A 17,284-nucleotide genomic window follows, 5' to 3' on the forward strand; every position below is an offset into this window, starting at 1 on the left:
CTTTGCCATGATTTATGCCGCCAAGTTACCGACAAAGTCAGCAATAGTGGTATTTTTAGGGACAGAAAGCTCGCTAACACCTGCCATTTGTGCTTTGATCGTATTCACATCGGTCAACACAGTTTTAACCGTGCCATCGGCAGCCGTCAGCCATAGCTCACGCAGTGAGTCTGTGCTGGTAATGCCTTTGTCCAGATCAGCAATCATGGTACCCAAGTCCGAGGTTAGTGCGTCCCAAGCWTTAGCCATTTGTGTCGCCGCGTTTACCGAATTTTGTGCCTGCACTTGTAAACCTCGGTAACCACTACCAATTTGGCTAGCTAAGTTAACTTCAGCTTTCAGATTTGATTTCTTTTGGTATAAATCCTGACGTGCGTTTAGGGAGTTATGCAACACAATCGAGCCAGCTGTTATACCAGCAGTCCCAGCAACCATCATGGCAACACCGCCGATGACAACTGGAGTAGATGTGCCTGCGGTGACAAAGTCAGCCACTGCCCCGATAGCCGTGACGAACGCACCGCCAATCACCAATAAACCACCCGCGACAATCCCCGCAATCGCGCCATCAATGGCGGCATTAATTTTATCAATTTCCCCGTCCAACTGGCTAAGTACACCATTGTCCCCTTGCACTTTTGAATTGAGGTCAACCACAATGGCTTGGAAATTCTTCGAGTCCGTGATCAAGTTATTATTCAGATCAACAATGATTAACTTTGTCCCTTTGGACGTTTCTTGATAGGCCAAAGCTTGATCTCGAAGTGCTTGTAACTGTTTCAGCCACTCTTGTTTTGTTGCTCCCTTGGGAAGCACCGTRGGAATGGCATTATGTAGCTGATAATAATTGGAAATGTTTGAAATATTGGTAATGATTTGTGGCTGAATATCTGATAGATAGGAGTTAGCATGTTTTTTTGCTGTATCCAGTCCATGGTTAATTTGCGTTTCATTGTCCTTCAAATTTGGGAATTGAGAAAAATCAACGGGTACCTGCTGCAGCACACTGTTACAGAAGTTTTGAATTTGGAGTGCTTGTGAGCTTTGATGCGCCATTCCTTGATTAACGCCAATTGCTGTATCTGTCATTTTTTCGTCCTCTTTACGGGTGAGTGATGCCGTGTACCATGGGGATACCGGCATAAATTGCTTTGATACTGTCCATTTGATCTGAAAGCAGGTTCCACTGCGCGACACCTACTTCCAAAGACTCACGAATCACTTGAACCTGTTGCTCACTGGTGGCCGTTGCAACAATTTCTGCGCTACTCGAAAATTGTTTTTCAACTTTCTGCCAGTTTTCTTCTAGCCCACTCAAAGCCTGATAAGTGCGGGAAAATGCCCCCACAAACAGGTTGTTCTGAGCTTGGATAGACTTTACGACAGACAGCAAGCTGTTGTTTTTTGCGAGCTGTGTGTACAAAACACCCAATTTTTCGTTGTTGGTACGAAGCTCTCTCACTGATTGACTGGACTCACTGGCTCCCTGAGAGATGCCATTCAAGCCTGCAATCAGATATTGCGTGTCGATTTTCGATTTATTTTCATCTTCGTTTTTTTTATCTTTTTCCTTGTCTTGATCTTGCTTCTTATCTGTCACATCGATACTGGCCAGTATTGTTTGACCAATTTTATTTACACCCTCACCCGCTTTGGTGCCACCGTCGACGATCCCTTGAATGTTTTGCGCAATCTTTTGATTAAGCGTTTCAATTGCTTCTGTTTGCTGCTTAATATCAGCGGAGACGGACTGCTCTATCTGAGCGATAACCAAGTCATATTGCTTGTTGGAATAGGAGAGCTCTTGATTCATCACTCCGGCCTGAGCATATAAGCCTGCGGCATGCGTGGCGTACAGGCGCGCCTGAGTGGTTAAAGCACTTAGGGTATGAACAATCTGATCAGCTTGAGCAAGTAATGCGCTGTTGCTATTGGGCAGAGCACGCTGTGCAGCCGCGACTAACGCAGAGAAATTCGATCCGTTGGAAAAGGTAGTGATAACAGCAGGTAGCACGATCTGTAGATATTGATTGGCTTGCTGCCTCAGCTCCTCTTGAAACGCGCTAGATTTCACTGCCAAGTCTGAGCTCAGCTCAAAGCCTGCCAAGCTTTGCTGGCTGAGAAGCAAGTTAGCGTTCTTTTGTGTTATCAACCCACGGTTTGCAGCACTCAAGTAGGCTGCTAGCAAACCAGCATCTCCCGTATCGATAGTATTCACACCCGTCATTATTTTTCCCCTCTAACTGGAATAAAAACAGTCTGTTAACCACATAGGCATTCTGGCTTAGGCAGCACTAACACACCCCTCTCTCCTACCGTATTCTTCTACCGCGAGAACACAGGAGAGTTAAGATGGAAGCATAGAGTGAAATGCCTACTTTGCTGGGCAATATTCTGATAATGAGTCAATCACGGCACTTTTAGTGTGTAGGTAGGCAACCTATTGCACACTTCTATCAAGCGATCTCACCAAATCATTATTCGCCGAAACAACAAATGCGGATAGGCTCAAAGAGGACAAAAAAACGCCCAGCAAGGCGGCTGGGCGGGAATGGAAGGTCAACATGTCGCTGACACAACATCAGAACTAGCACATTGTCACAATGCAATCGCATTGTATGAGTAATTACGGCTCATGGTGACACTTGGTTCATTTTTTATTCAAATGATTGTGGATCACCACTGCCGTGGCGGCGAATTTCTGGGTTGCCTTCACTAAAATCAACCACTGTGGTGGGGTGCTCACCCAATACGCCACCGTGCATAATCAAATCCACACTGTGTTCGAGATGATCACGAATCGCTTCGGGATCGGATTCGGTAAAGTCGTTACCCGGCAGAATCAATGACGTCGACATCAAGGGTTCGCCCAGCGCCTCGAGTAAATCAAGCGCGATACGGTTATCCGGTACGCGAATGCCAATGGTCTTACGCTTCGGGTTCATTAATCGACGCGGCACTTCTTTCGTCGCCTTCAAAATGAAGGTGTAAGCGCCGGGGGTGTTATTTCGAATCAAGCGAAACGCGGTATTGTCTACCCGAGCATAAAGCGATAACTCGGATAAATCACGACATAGCAACGTAAAGTTATGGTCTTTGTCGAGATCACGAATCCGGCAAATGCGTTCTAGCGCCTGTTTATTTTCTAGTTGGCAGCCTAATGCGTAGCCCGAATCGGTCGGATAAATAATCACCCCACCATTTCGGATAATCGCCACCGCTTGATTAATCAACCGCGCTTGCGGGTTCTCTGGGTGGACGTAAAAAAACTGACTCATGGTTCCTCCTGCTTTAGCTCCGCCACACTAGGATGCTCAACCGCGATCCAGCGTTGGTGGCTAGCGCGCCGGATAATCCTTCTTATAGGTCTATTGTAACGCGTCTGGCTTGTCGCTATCTAGTTGATTTACTGATTGCCATTTTTGTTCAGCCGCCTCTAACCATGTCCAATCACACCAAACCGGCTGACTGTCCTTCGGCAGCCATAAATTGCGGCCCAGCTCTGTCCAAGGAGAGGGGTAATGAAAATCCGACCCCAGCGAGGCCAACAAACCATAATCTCGCGCGTAATCGGCCAGCAAACGACGCTCTTGTTGCGACTGCTGAGGAAGAGCGACTTCGATAGCATCGCCATTGGCTTCAGAAAACGCAGCCAGTAATCGTTTCAGCCACTTGGCTTTGAGTTTGTATCGACCCGGATGAGCAAGCACCGCTTGTCCCCCAGCCTCATGGATCGCTTCAACGGCCTCTGCAATCGAGCACCAATTGGGCGGCGCATAACCGGTGTTCCCTCGGGTTAAAAAGCGCTTGAAACAGGCTTGCATGGTTTTCGCGTGACCCTGCTCGACCAACCAGCGTGCAAAATGGGCACGGGTGAGCGGCGCATCGCCAGCCAGTTCACGCGCACCCGCGAGCGCCCCTGTGTAATGCGAACGCTCTAACCGCTCAGCAATCAGCTCAGCCCGTTGTTGGCGTCGCTCAGCTTGTTCCGCAATCAATGCGGTTAATGCCGGGTGCTGGGACTCGACATTTAATCCCACAATGTGAATATCAAAGTTCTGCCACAAGGTCGAAATTTCAATGCCATTGACCAGTGTAAGGGGCAAGTTTTGATGGTCGATTTCTGCTTGCGCCTCCACCAGCCCAGCGGTGGTGTCGTGGTCGGTAATCGCCAACACGCCCACGCGACGCTCGACCGCGCGCTGTACCAAATCTTTGGGTGATAGGCGACCGTCGGAAGCAGTGGTATGGCTATGTAAATCAATGATCATGGTGTATCGGGTTTCCTTAATGCGCTCGCGCCTTGGCACTGTCGGTTTGTGTCTTATCAGCCTGAGGCTAAGTACGCGCTACGGGGCTCAGTCAATGCGAACGCGCCAAGTTAATCAGCGCTTAGCGAGCACGGTGAATATCTTTGTTCTTTACTATGGTGTGCTTATTCCGCACTTTTTCTGCATTCTTTTCGATTTCCCCGTTGACACAGAAGCAAAATATCAGTTTACTAGTACGCAAGTTAACGCGCACCGTTTCTCTGTCTTGGGGAGCGATATGGCGCTAAGGGTAACAGTCACAACGGAGTCTCGCAGCATGTATTTCAACGCCGCGTCTAGATCACATTCGATTCACACTGCACCAGCTGCCGCACAGGCCGTGTGTGTATTGGCGACATCCATGACCTCTGTTGCGCTTATTTGGTGGCACGGCTCCTCGCGGGCGGTGTGACGCGCTGTATAAACAGCAACCTTATTCACAACGCCCGCCACTGATGCGGGCGTTTTTGTCTCTTAGTTTTGCCATCACGCGTTATCGTGCCACCACGCACTCAGCCACGGTAACCGGCAACCATAGTTTAAAAGGATATTTGATGATTATTGTACTTAAGCCCCAAGCCACCGAGCAGGATGCCAACGTCCTCCTCAATCAAATCGAGCAATGCGGTCTAAAACCGCTTTATATGCCGGGTGTGGAACGCATTGTATTGGGTGCGCTGGGTGATGAACGTGTGCTGCAACAATGCCATTTTGAAGCCAACCCTCTGGTTGAGGAAGTCAAACCGATTCTAACCAAGTACAAACGCGTGAGCCGTGATGTGCAGCCGCACGACAGCGTGGTGCATATCGGCAATGTACCTGTAGGCGGTCAACACTTCGTGGTCATGGCAGGTCCCTGCTCGGTGGAGTCCGAACAACAGCTATTGTCTGTGGCCGAGCGCGTTAAAATCCATGGCGCACGTGTGTTACGGGGCGGCGCCTTTAAACCTCGCACCAGCCCTTATGATTTCCAAGGCATGGGGGTTGAGGGGCTAAAGCTGCTCAAACAAGCCAGTGACCTGACTGGCATGCCAACCGTGTCAGAAGTAATGGAAATTAGCCAAGTCGACACCGTGTGCGAGTACATTGATTGCTTGCAAATTGGCGCACGTAACATGCAAAACTATGGCTTACTCAAAGCGGTAGGCGAAACCGGAAAACCTGTCTTGTTAAAACGTGGGCTTTCCGCCACTATCGAAGAATGTTTGCTGGCGGCGGAATATATTGTCGATGCAGGTAACCCCAATGTGATTTTATGTGAACGCGGTATTCGCACTTACGAAACCGCCACACGTAACACCTTGGATTTGAATGCCGTGGCCTTGATGAAGCAGCGCAGCCATTTGCCTGTGTTGGTCGATCCAAGCCACGGGACCGGTGTGCGAGAGCTGGTGACGCCACTATCACGCGCCGCAGCGGCCGTGGGCGCGGATGGCATCATTGTGGAAAGCCACCTAAACCCGAGCGAAGCACTGTCAGACGGCCACCAAGCGTTAACCGGCGATATGTTCGCGCAGCTGATGCAAGAACTTACCCCCTTTGTGCAAGCGGCAGGGAGAAAGCTGTGAACACTCATGATCCCCAACATGGCGAGCTTGATACGCTCCAACTCTCGGTGCCTTATGTGGCCGACCCGACCGAGTTGTATGCCGCCGTGTGCCAAGATAAGCCTTATAGCATGCTGTTGGAGTCGGCAGAGATTGACTCCAAACGCAACCTTAAAAGCTTGATGCTGATCGATGCGGCCGTGCGCATTGAATGCCGCGGGCAGCGCGTCACCTTACAAGCGCTTACTCATAATGGCAGTCATTTGCTGGAGAGCATCGCCCAGAGCGCAGCGCTGAAAGCCCTCGTCTGTGAGGTAGCACATGCCAACGATGGAGACTTTCCCGCCCTGACGTTGACGTTCCACCATCCTAACGACAATGGTGCGCTATTGGATGAAGACGCCCGTCTGCGCCAAGCGTCGGTGTTTGATGCCCTGCGTGTCATCAAACAAAGTATCGCGTTGGATAATCAACCGGACGATGCGCTCTTTATCGGTGGCCTGTTTGCCTATGATTTGGTGGCCAGCACTGAAACGCTGCCGGCGGTGGACGGCACCGAGCACTGCCCCGACTACCTGTTTTATGTCGCGGAAAGCTTACTAGTAATTGACCACCAGCACCGCCAAGCGCGCCTACAAGGCACCTTATTTGGTGGTGATAACGCCCGCGCTCACTATGTGGATTTATCGCGTCGCTTGCAGAGCATCAAAGAAGCCTGCCTATCGCCTGCGCCGCTTCCAGAAGCGCCCGTGGTCACCGATCACAGCGTCGCGGTTTCGGTCTCCGATTCAGATTTTTGTCAGCAAGTTGACGCGCTGAAAAAGCACGTCATTGCCGGAGATGTGTTTCAAGTGGTGCCATCGCGCCGCTTTACCCTCGCCTGTCCCTCGCCGCTCAATGCTTATCGAGCGTTGAAGCGTGGCAACCCTAGCCCGTATATGTTTTATCTGCGTGATAGCGAATTTAGCTTGTTTGGCGCCTCGCCGGAAAGCGCCCTCAAATATACTCAAGCGACTAATCAGGTTGAGATTTATCCCATCGCCGGTACGCGCCGACGCGGGAAAACTGCCCAAGGCGACATTGACCACGACTTGGATAGCCGCATTGAGCTTGAGCTGCGCAATGATGAAAAAGAAAACGCCGAGCACATGATGCTGGTCGATTTGGCCCGCAACGATGTGGCGCGAATTAGCACGCCCGGCAGCCGCCATGTCGCCGACTTGCTCAAAGTCGACCGCTACAGCCACGTCATGCATTTAGTTTCTCGGGTGGTGGGTCAGCTGAAACCCGATCTAGACGCGCTGCATGCGTACCAAGCCTGTATGAATATGGGCACGCTCACCGGTGCGCCCAAGCTTCGCGCGATGCAACTTATCCGTGACACCGAACAGTGCCGTCGCGGCAGTTATGGCGGGGCCGTGGGCTATTTTACCGGTTCGGGTGAGATGGATACCTGTATTGTGATCCGCTCTGCCTACGTTGAAAACGGCCTTGCCACCGTACAGGCCGGTGCGGGTGTAGTGTTTGATTCTGACCCTCAAGCCGAAGCGGACGAAACCCGCGGCAAAGCACAAGCGGTGATCCATGCGATTCAAACCGCCCATCAAGGAGGCCAATCATGAGTACCCCGCCAATGGACATCGTCCTGCTCGATAACATGGACTCCTTTACCTATAACTTAGTGGATCAATTTCGCGCACTCGGTTACCCGGTCACGGTGTTCCGCAATCATTTAGAGGCTGAGGCGATTGCTCGCCACATTCGAACCCTGCCCCAACCACTGCTGGTGCTCTCGCCCGGCCCTGGCGCGCCGGCTGACGCTGGCTGTATGCCCGCATTGATTGAAAAACTGCGCGGCCAAGTGCCAATGCTGGGGATTTGCCTAGGTCAGCAAGCGATCGTCGAAGCCTACGGCGGCACAGTCGCCGGTGCTGGCACCATCATGCACGGCAAGGCTTCGGCCATGCATCACCAACAGCATGCGGTATTTGGCCCATTGGCATCCCCACTCACCGTGGCCCGTTACCACTCACTGGTGGCGACTGAGGTGCCTGCCAGCTTGAATGTCATCGCCACCGTGTTTGATGGCGACGATCAAAAAGTAATGGCGGTGGTGAGCAATACCGACTACGTGGTCGGTTATCAATTCCATCCAGAGTCCATTTTGACCGCACAAGGCGCCGCCCTGCTCACCCACACTATCGATTGGGCGAGTGGCTACTATCAGTGCTAACAACAACACGTGCCAGATAAGCACGGAGCTCGAACAGACAAATACCGAGGTTAAGTACAGTGATGGATCAACTACTAGAGACGCTCTACCAACAACAGTCACTCAGCCAAGCGCAAAGCGAGCAGCTGTTTGGTGCGATCATTAAGGGTGAACTCGAGCCAGCACGATTAGCGGCTGCGTTAACCGCATTGAAGATTAAAGGGGAAACGCCTGAAGAAATCGCGGGCGCGGCAAAAGCACTCACCGACAACGCCGAGCCTTTCCCTCGACCTAGTTATCCGTTTGCCGATATCGTTGGCACGGGAGGCGATGGCGCGAACACCATTAATATTTCAACCACGRCCGCCTTTGTCGCCGCGGCCTGTGGCGTGAAAGTGGCCAAACACGGCAACCGCGGGGTATCGAGCAAATCGGGCTCCTCCGATTTACTCGCTGCCTTTGGCATTGATTTGGCGATGCCTGCCGACCACGCCCGCGAGGCCTTGGATAATCTGGGGGTTTGCTTTTTATTCGCGCCGCAATACCACACCGGCGTACGACACGCGATGCCCGTGCGCCAAGCGATGAAAACGCGCACCATCTTTAATCTGCTTGGGCCGTTAATTAACCCAGCGAAACCTAGCATTGAGCTGATGGGCGTGTACGACCAAGCCTTAGTTGCGCCAATTGCACAAACCATGCAAAACCTCAATATGACACGCGCGGCCGTGGTTCACGGTGACGGTCTGGATGAAGTGGCTATCCACGGCCCCACGACGGTGGCAGAAATCACCCCGACCCACATCGAGCATTACACCTTAACCCCCAACGACTTTGGTGTATCCCAATACCCGCTGGACAGCATTGCCGGGGGCACGCCGGAGCAGAACCGCGCGATGATCAGCGCGATTTTGCAAGGCAAAGGCACAGACGCCCAGCAAGCGGCGGTGGCTGTCAATGTGGCACTCTTGCTACGCTTATTCGGACAAGAAGACTTGAAAGCAAACACACAACAGGCCTTGGACGTGATGGCGTCGGGCAAGCCTTACACCATCATGCAAGCGTTAGCACAAAGGAGCGCAGTATGACCACCTCAGCCCTCAACGACACTATTTTAGGCCGCATTGTCGATGACAAAAAACGCTGGGTGGCCGCGCGTAAGCGCACTCAGCCGCTGGACAGCTTTATCGACCAACTGACGCCCAGTGATCGTGACTTTCGTGCTGCACTGGCCGCGCCGGGCTCACAGTTTATCTTGGAGTGCAAAAAAGCCTCACCTTCAAAAGGGTTGATTCGAGAAGACTTCGATCCAGCCAGTATCGCCCGTGCCTACCGACCCTTTGCCGCGGCCATTTCAGTCCTGACGGACGAGGACTACTTTCAGGGCAGTTTWGACTTCTTGCCGATCGTACGCGAACAAGTCGATGCGCCTGTGCTTTGCAAAGATTTTATTATCGACCCTTATCAGGTTTACCTCGCGCGTCATTATCAAGCCGATGCGATCTTATTGATGCTGTCAGTACTCGACGACGCCGAATACCGCGAGCTGGCCGATTTAGCCGAGTCGCTAAAGCTAGGAGTGCTTACCGAAGTGAGCACCGAAGACGAGCTCGCGCGTGCCAATGCCTTAGGGGCGGTGGTGATTGGGATTAACAACCGGAATTTACGTGATTTAAGCATCGATCGCGATCGCACCAAACGTTTAGCACCACAAGTGGGCGAAAAAGCGATCGTGATTTCAGAAAGTGGCATTCATAGCCACCGTCATGTGCGCGATCTTGCCCACCACGCGGATGGCTTTTTAATTGGCAGTGCATTAATGGCAGAACCTGATCTGACCCTCGCGCTACGTAAAGTGATCTTGGGGGAAAATAAAGTCTGTGGGCTTACCACCGCCGACGATGCCCTCGCCGCCTATAACGCTGGCGCTGTCTACGGCGGACTTATTTTTGTTGAGCACTCCCCTCGCGCGGTGACATCCGCCGTGGCCGAGCGCGTACAGCAAGGCGCGCCGCTGCGCTATGTGGGCGTGTTCCAAAATCATGCGCTAGATACCGTGGCTGAGTACGCACAACAGCTCAGCCTTCACGCGGTGCAACTGCATGGTGATGAAGACGCAGCATATCTACAAGCACTGCGCGAAAAGCTCCCTGTGCACTGTGAAATTTGGAAAGCGCACGGTGTCTCTGATGTCGCACCGGCTTTAGACGGTGTGAATGCTGACCGCCACCTTATCGACAGCCGAGTCGGCCAACAATCTGGCGGCACGGGTAAAACCTTTGATTGGCACCTGATCCCTAAAACCGCCAAAGACAAAGTCATGATTGCCGGCGGGCTCACCCCCGAGAATGCGGCCAAAGCGGCTGAACAGGGCTGCCTCGGGCTGGATTTTAACTCCGGCGTCGAGCATGCGCCCGGCGTGAAAGATGCCAACAAGTTACACGCGGCGTTCCGCGCCCTTCGCCGCTATTGATTTGGCTGAGAGGATAGATGTCGCCAAGACAGTCAACGTATCTCGGCCCCAGTTAAAGACGTAAAAGGATAATTATGAGCAAGCTTAACCCGTATTTTGGCGAATTTGGTGGTCAGTATGTGCCCCAAATTCTAGTGCCTGCGCTTGATCAGCTCGAACAGGCGTTTATTGATGCCCAAGACGACCCGAAATTTAAAGACGATTTTATCCGCCTGCTGCAAGAGTATGCCGGACGACCCACCGCGTTGACGCTTTGTCGTAACCTCACCAAGGGGACGAACACCAAGCTGTATCTTAAGCGTGAAGACTTGCTGCACGGCGGGGCGCACAAAACCAACCAAGTACTGGGCCAAGCGATGCTTGCCCAGCGTATGGGCAAATCAGAGATCATTGCCGAAACCGGAGCCGGCCAACACGGTGTGGCGACCGCACTGGCATGTGCGCTCTTGGGGCTGAAATGCCGCATCTACATGGGGGCCAAAGACGTTGAGCGCCAAAGCCCTAATGTGTTTCGAATGAAGCTGATGGGTGCCACTGTGATCCCAGTACATGCGGGCTCTGCGACGCTAAAAGATGCATGTAACGAAGCGATGCGCGACTGGTCAGCCAACTATGATACCGCCCACTATTTGCTCGGCACTGCGGCAGGCCCGCACCCCTTCCCGACCATTGTGCGCGAGTTTCAGCGTATTATTGGTGAGGAAACCCGTGCGCAAATTCAGCAGGTAGAAGGCCGATTGCCGGATGCGGTAATCGCCTGTGTGGGCGGTGGCTCAAACGCGATTGGCATGTTTGCTGACTTTATCGAAGACAAAGATGTGCGTTTAATTGGTGTTGAGCCCGCGGGCAAAGGACTCGATACCGACCAACACGGCGCGCCTTTAAAGCACGGCAAGCCCGGTATTTTCTTCGGTATGAAGTCCCCATTGATGCAAGATGAATATGGTCAAGTGGAAGAGTCGTATTCAGTGTCTGCAGGGTTAGACTTCCCGTCGGTGGGGCCGCAGCATGCGCACCTTAACGCCATTGGTCGTGCCGAATATCCGGCGGTCACCGACGATGAAGCCTTAGAAGCGTTTCAATCACTTGCGCGCAACGAAGGTATTATTCCCGCGCTAGAATCTGCCCATGCACTGGCTCAAGCCCAAAAAATGATTGCCGCTGATCCTGAAAAAGAGCAGCTTTTGGTGGTCAATCTATCCGGACGTGGCGATAAAGATATCTTTACTGTATATGACATTTTAGAAGGAAAAGGAGAGCTGTCATGATGGCATCATCAACTCGATATCAAGCGATGTTCGCAAATCTGGATGCCAAACAGCAAGGTGCCTTTGTTCCTTTTGTCACCTTGGGGGATCCAAATCCAGAACAATCACTCGCCGTGGTCGATGCCTTGGTTGAAGGCGGCGCCGACGCGCTGGAGCTTGGTATGCCGTTTTCCGACCCATTGGCTGATGGACCTACTATTCAAGACGCGACATTACGTGCACGAGCCGCTGGCACCACACCCGATACCTGTTTCGACATGCTGGCAGCCATTCGCGCCAAGCATCCGACCATTCCAATTGGGTTGCTGATGTATGCCAACCTCGTCTACGCCCGTGGTATTGACGCTTTTTACCGCCGGTGTGCGGACGTCGGGGTCGATTCGGTGCTGGTAGCAGATGTGCCAATTGCTGAATCTGCGCCATTTCGCGAACAAGCGCTAGCGCATGGTATTGATCCGATTTTTATTGCCCCACCCAACGCAGACGATGCAACCTTGGCTCAGGTTGCGGAGCTGGGTCGTGGCTATACCTATCTGGTGTCGCGCGCCGGCGTCACAGGGGCAGAAGCCAAAGCAGAGGCTCCGGTTGAGCATTTACTCGGCACCTTGCATCATCATGAAGCACCGCGTCCGCTGCTTGGTTTTGGCATCTCAACCCCTGAGCAAGTCCAAGCGGCAATCAGCGCTGGGGCGGCAGGCGCCATCTCTGGCTCGGCGGTGGTGAAAATCATCGAGCAGCATCAACATGATGTGCCCACGATGCTGGCGGCACTAACGGACTTCGTCAAAACCATGAAAGCGGCGACAGCACGCCAATAATACCAAGCTGGATAACACTGAGCTTGATAACACTAAGCGTTGGGCGATGTCTGTTCAGCATCGCCCTGCGGATGGCTACTTACCTGATATGTGACCTCTTCGAACCGCGATTCCTCACGACTGTGCCGTTTTCCATTGGGAGGCTGCATAGTGTCATGATACATGCGATATTGGTTCTTCCCTGCCCGCTTTGCGGCGTACATTGCCGTGTCCGCATGGGTCAGTAAACGCTCTCCGCTCAGTTTATCCTTTCCATGCGCGATACCCACGCTGGCCGACACTTGGCAGAGGTATGTGTCAATGAGGATCGGTTGATGCGCCACGTCGACAAGAACACGAGCAAGCACTCTCGACTCATCGTCGCGCTGATAAGGCATCACCACTGCAAACTCGTCGCCTCCTAACCGTGCAATGACCGCATGCGGCGGGAGTGCCATCGCTAGCTTTTCTGCCAACGCAGACAGAAAAAGATCGCCCACATCATGGCCAAAGTTGTCGTTAATCGCCTTAAAGCCATCAAGGTCGATCACCAATATCGCCATATTATGGGTATTGAATACATAGCGACCGTTTAACGTATCAAACAGCCAATGGCGATTGTGCAACCCTGTCAGTTGGTCTTCGCGCGCTAAGCGATAATAGCGTTTGGCATCCAATGCCAGCAGCATCAATACTGTCGCGCCCACGGCTATCATCCCTAACGTCATCACGGTGGTCAGTTGTCCGAGCTGGTTAAGTAACCGCGTATGCTCGCGATAACCATGACCCGGCATGGCTAACGATTGCTGAAAAAAGCCATCGAGCAATTGACGCTGCTGGCGATAATGCGCAATCAGCGGGCTCATGCCCTGACTGGAAAAGCGCAAGGCATAGAAGCGGCTTTCATACCCTTTAAGATCAGCAAACAGGGCTTTTAGTAGCGCCGTCGGATGCGCCTGTTCCGTATCACCACTATTCGCCATTGTTATCGCAACCGGAAAGCGACTCCATAAGATCTCGTGCTGAATCGCCAACTGATCAAAACTGCTCTTTCCACCTTGGTAGCGTTCCAGCAAGCTGATCAGCGCATCGTACTCTTTGGACAAGCTGAGCATATACCACACAAGCTTGCTTTGGCCATTGGTTAGGCGCTCAGATAACGCGGTGATCTTATTGGTGGTTAACACCACACCGACTGCCATGATCGCAATACACACCACTAAAATAGTGCGTTTAATCGGCATCACCTTCAGTTGGGCATTTCTCATCATTCGTCACTCCTTAGGGCTGGCACGCTATGTCAGTCAGCTGCCACACCATTGCCGAGTAGAATCGGTCATTCTGAATGGCCGGGTATTGGTCGAGAGGAAACACTAACCAAAGTGGACCGAGTGTTCTGAGTGTCATCGCTTGCCCGTTGCGTTTCATCGCAATCACTGGCTGATAACGTGCCACCATGTCGGCACTGAGTATCGCTTGGTATCGATTCATCGCGCTCAGTGTTAAGTCAGCACATTCCCCTATCCCCGCAGCGTCCAAAACGGTTGATAGCGCCACACCCTCAAAGCGTTGCTCACCTTGGGTAAATGGGGTCTGAGTGATGATTTGTGCCGAAGGTAAGGCCTCGAGCGCCTGTCGATTGAATCGCATACTGTGCTCTGGTGTAACACTTACGGTGAGATTGATCGGCACGCGCAAGGAGGCGACAGCGCTGAAGGTAATCAAAACGCCAATCACCACCATCGCGACAGTGGGGGCTTGAACTAAACCACGCAGCAATACAATAGGTGCTGCAAGAAAGGCTGTGCGAGGTTTTTCTTTCATTTTTCACCAGTGACATCATAACGACAACCGGAGACTTGGCGGTCAGCAGCAAGGGGCTTGAAGCTGGCCTCACAAATGTAAGTCACGTGTCTGTATTACGTCACGGATGTGACGCTGTTGGGACTAGTGTGCTTGAAAGGGGTTAACGATTTATAGTGTTTGAGCCAGCATTTATTAACAAATCTCACAATTGAGATAAACTCGCAGCACAAAAAAAGTCAGGGATAGAGAGCTGACGGTGGCAATAGGCCATAAACAAAAAAGCCTGCCGATACTGTGTGTATCGACAGGCAAACAACGCTGATTAGCTAAGATCGCGCATTAATATTTCAAGCTCTTCCTGAGCCTGATCAATCAAGGACGCCAGCTCGTTTGCATCATCATGATGCATTGGCAGTGCCCAATTTTCTCGTCTTCCCGGCTCGACATGCTCTGCGACCAGCTGGGTGATTTTTCCTTTACGCTCAAACTTCACCTCATCAAATTCCGCGAGGTGCGGTTTTTTTTCGTTGGCAATCTGGATCAACACATTGCCATTTGGCACGACCCGCACGTGCGCCTTTCGCGCGGGTGTGGTGTTCAATGTATAACTGCGTGAACGGATAGACATGTCTACCTCCTGTCACTCGATATGGGGCACTAGTAAGTGTAGTAACTCTGCCCTCAAACGGCAGCGAAAGGCGCCGGATTTTTAGGATATAAGGGAATAAATGGTTACCAATTGTGAGGCACTTAATAATCTTAATACTGACAAGCGATTAGGATAACGGCCCCTATACGGTAAGCATAACCAAACGCACTTTGTGCATGTTCAATCAAACGCGCGCGCAGATCATAGCAACGGACTGAACATGTAGAAAAACTGTTCAATCGGCTTGTGATAAACCGGTCGTTGTTGCCACGTTTTGGGTTCCACACGCAAAGATTGGGTGAGATAGCGCTGGTGTAACGCGTTCACACTGGCACAAAAATCAGGATCATCGACCGTGAGCGTTAACTCAAAGTTCAACCACAAGCTGCGCATGTCGAGGTTTACGGTGCCAATCAAACAGTACTTTTCATCAACCAACACAGATTTGGTGTGTAGTAAGCCGCCGCCAAAGCGGTAGATCTCAATACCTGAGGCCATTAGATCGGCAAAAAAGGATCGACTGGCCCACTCCACCATTAAGGAATCGTTTTTCTCCGGCACAATCACTGTCACTTTCACGCCTCGTTGCGCTGCCGTTTGTAGGCTAAACAGTAGCCCTTCACTCGGCACCAAATACGGCGTGGTAATGGTAATGCTGTCATGGGCTTGGTGGATAGCCAAGGTTAGCACCTGCTGGATCATACCATCCGGCAAACCCGGTCCCGATGGAATGGCTTGCACCGCGTGATTGGCATGTTGGTGATCTTCAATGAGTGAGCATTCTGGTTGTGCGGGTAAATTGCGCAGTCCCGTTTCTACTTCCCAATCCCAAGAAAAGATGCTGCTGAGCACAGGAACGGTGGGGCCGGTGACACGTACCATCACGTCTACCCATTGACCCACGCCCGCGTTTTGCTTAAAAAAGCGCGGATCGACCATGTTCATCGAACCTGTGTATGCCAGATGATTATCGATAATCACCACTTTGCGGTGCTGGCGAATGTCGAGCCGACGGAAAAACATCCGAAACGGATTGACGGCCAGTGCTTCAATCAGCTCTATCCCCGCTTCTCGCATCACACTGGGCCATTTGCTGCGGAAAAACGTCTTACTCCCCGCAGAATCAAGCATGATACGAACCGGAATGCCCCGCTTCGCGGTATCACACGCGGCTTGCGCAACCTCATCGGCATGGCCGCCAGGATGCCAAATATAAAACACCATGTTCACGCTTTGTGTAGCGTGACGAATATCAAAGGCAATGGATTTAAGAATATCTGCCGGATCGGTCTGCAAGTGAAGTTGGTTGCCCGTTAATTCAGGGACACCAATCCGCGCTTGGCATAATTGGTTAACATGATGAGATTGCTCGCGCACGTGCTGAGGACGATGCGCCGGACACGCCTGTAAGCTGAGCAACCATTGCCGATACGGTTCAAACATCGCTTTGGCACGTACCGCACGCGTCTTACCTAGATTGAGCTCGCCAAATAGCAGGTAGGCGATGACACCGACAATCGGCAGGATGTAAATAATCATCAACCATGCGATAGACACCCCGAGCGCACGACGCTTAAAGACCACACGAATAGTGACCGCCGCGATCGTTAGCCAATACGCGAGTAACAAAATAAGAGTCAGGATCTCGTAGACTTTTTCCATGCTTGTTTGCGCACACCTTATTGTTGGAATCGACGGGTTATCAACCACATGGTCTTCCCCTATTCTGCCTAGCTTGCCTCTGGGTGCAAGCAGTGTTTTGTCTAGATTTATGACAACACCAGTCACCAAAAGTGAAGTGGCCCACAGTAGAAATGTCATAGATGAATAACCGACACATAAATACGTGACGCAACATCACCTTGTTAACATTGTGTTAAATCAATAATTGCGACAGAGAAAGCCACTGTGGTACTGACTATAGACAGTGAATCGCACTCGCTATCGGTGAATAAGTAAGCAGACGCGGAAAGAATATCGGGAAGTTGGCTCGTTTGGGGGTATTACATACGGCAAGATCTTCAAATTTTACGCATAAACTGTTTTACTTACGAGCCTTAGAGGAACGAATCACTAGCTTCAATCTGTAATTATAAGTTTACACACCATGAGGTGTCGCTCGCGCATCAGCGATGGGCATTATGAGCAGTATCAATCATCTATACCCAAGCAGCTGGACGCACTCGCGTAGAGCTAAACGGGTATGTCGCATAAACTGACGA

The 17,284-nt window shown here is 51.8% G+C and carries 15 protein-coding genes and 1 other annotated feature; of the genes, 7 read left to right on the forward strand and 8 right to left on the reverse strand.

Annotated features, from left to right (window positions below):
* Window positions 1-12: 12 nt before the first annotated feature.
* From BZJ19_RS11670 to rnm, 4 genes are all read right to left on the reverse strand, one after another.
* Complete coding sequence (locus BZJ19_RS11670) at window positions 13-1,089, reverse strand: HBL/NHE enterotoxin family protein (RefSeq protein ID WP_077675767.1); 1,077 nt, start codon at window positions 1,087-1,089, stop codon at window positions 13-15.
* 13 nt (window positions 1,090-1,102) lie between these two features.
* Window positions 1,103-2,227: a hypothetical protein gene (locus BZJ19_RS11675; RefSeq protein WP_069590127.1), complete on the reverse strand. Its 1,125-nt coding sequence runs from the start codon at window positions 2,225-2,227 to the stop codon at window positions 1,103-1,105.
* Between the two features lie 430 nt (window positions 2,228-2,657).
* Window positions 2,658-3,278 carry an L-threonylcarbamoyladenylate synthase gene (locus BZJ19_RS11680; protein WP_077675768.1) on the reverse strand — a complete coding sequence of 207 codons (621 nt, stop codon included), beginning with the start codon at window positions 3,276-3,278 and terminating at the stop codon, window positions 2,658-2,660.
* A 90-nt stretch (window positions 3,279-3,368) separates the two neighbouring features.
* Window positions 3,369-4,271, reverse strand: a complete 903-nt coding sequence (gene rnm / locus BZJ19_RS11685; RefSeq protein WP_077675769.1) for an RNase RNM — start codon at window positions 4,269-4,271, stop codon at window positions 3,369-3,371.
* Between the two features lie 415 nt (window positions 4,272-4,686).
* Window positions 4,687-4,781, forward strand: a sequence feature (Trp leader region).
* Between the two features lie 83 nt (window positions 4,782-4,864).
* On the opposite strand from rnm, the gene aroF reads away from it, so the two are divergent.
* The 7 genes from aroF to trpA all read left to right on the forward strand — a co-directional run bounded on the left by aroF (window position 4,865) and on the right by trpA (window position 12,628).
* The gene (gene aroF, locus BZJ19_RS11690) at window positions 4,865-5,878 is read left to right on the forward strand and encodes a 3-deoxy-7-phosphoheptulonate synthase (RefSeq protein ID WP_077675841.1); all 1,014 of its coding nucleotides are present in this window, start codon (window positions 4,865-4,867) and stop codon (window positions 5,876-5,878) included.
* On the forward strand, window positions 5,875-7,479 hold the full coding sequence (locus tag BZJ19_RS11695; RefSeq protein ID WP_077675770.1) for an anthranilate synthase component 1: 1,605 nt from the start codon (window positions 5,875-5,877) through the stop codon (window positions 7,477-7,479). Before aroF ends, BZJ19_RS11695 begins: the two co-directional genes overlap by 4 nt.
* Window positions 7,476-8,090, forward strand: a complete 615-nt coding sequence (locus BZJ19_RS11700; RefSeq protein ID WP_077675771.1) for an aminodeoxychorismate/anthranilate synthase component II — start codon at window positions 7,476-7,478, stop codon at window positions 8,088-8,090. Before BZJ19_RS11695 ends, BZJ19_RS11700 begins: the two co-directional genes overlap by 4 nt.
* 62 nt (window positions 8,091-8,152) lie before the next feature.
* Window positions 8,153-9,157 (forward strand): anthranilate phosphoribosyltransferase, encoded by a 1,005-nt coding sequence (gene trpD / locus BZJ19_RS11705; RefSeq protein WP_077675772.1) that lies wholly within the window; start codon window positions 8,153-8,155, stop codon window positions 9,155-9,157.
* Window positions 9,154-10,542 (forward strand): bifunctional indole-3-glycerol-phosphate synthase TrpC/phosphoribosylanthranilate isomerase TrpF, encoded by a 1,389-nt coding sequence (gene trpCF, locus BZJ19_RS11710; RefSeq protein ID WP_077675773.1) that lies wholly within the window; start codon window positions 9,154-9,156, stop codon window positions 10,540-10,542. The genes trpD and trpCF overlap by 4 nt, the downstream gene beginning before the upstream one ends.
* A gap of 74 nt (window positions 10,543-10,616) precedes the next feature.
* On the forward strand, window positions 10,617-11,810 hold the full coding sequence (trpB, locus tag BZJ19_RS11715) for a tryptophan synthase subunit beta (protein WP_077675774.1): 1,194 nt from the start codon (window positions 10,617-10,619) through the stop codon (window positions 11,808-11,810).
* Window positions 11,807-12,628, forward strand: a complete 822-nt coding sequence (gene trpA / locus BZJ19_RS11720; protein WP_077675775.1) for a tryptophan synthase subunit alpha — start codon at window positions 11,807-11,809, stop codon at window positions 12,626-12,628. Before trpB ends, trpA begins: the two co-directional genes overlap by 4 nt.
* A 32-nt stretch (window positions 12,629-12,660) precedes the next feature.
* Here the strand turns inward: trpA and BZJ19_RS11725 are convergent, their stop codons facing one another.
* The 4 genes from BZJ19_RS11725 to cls all read right to left on the reverse strand — a co-directional run bounded on the left by BZJ19_RS11725 (window position 12,661) and on the right by cls (window position 16,724).
* Window positions 12,661-13,878, reverse strand: a complete 1,218-nt coding sequence (locus tag BZJ19_RS11725) for a GGDEF domain-containing protein (protein ID WP_077675776.1) — start codon at window positions 13,876-13,878, stop codon at window positions 12,661-12,663.
* A gap of 10 nt (window positions 13,879-13,888) precedes the next feature.
* Entirely contained in the window at window positions 13,889-14,431 is a 543-nt protein-coding gene (locus BZJ19_RS11730; RefSeq protein WP_077675777.1) for a putative pterin-binding protein, read from the reverse strand.
* A 304-nt stretch (window positions 14,432-14,735) separates the two neighbouring features.
* Window positions 14,736-15,041, reverse strand: a complete 306-nt coding sequence (locus BZJ19_RS11735; RefSeq protein ID WP_069590104.1) for a hypothetical protein — start codon at window positions 15,039-15,041, stop codon at window positions 14,736-14,738.
* Between the two features lie 222 nt (window positions 15,042-15,263).
* Entirely contained in the window at window positions 15,264-16,724 is a 1,461-nt protein-coding gene (cls, locus tag BZJ19_RS11740; protein WP_069590102.1) for a cardiolipin synthase, read from the reverse strand.
* Window positions 16,725-17,284 lie beyond the last annotated feature (560 nt).

The sequence above is a fragment of the Salinivibrio proteolyticus genome (assembly GCF_001996165.1).
In the GTDB taxonomy this organism is placed as follows: Bacteria; Pseudomonadota; Gammaproteobacteria; order Enterobacterales; family Vibrionaceae; genus Salinivibrio; species Salinivibrio proteolyticus.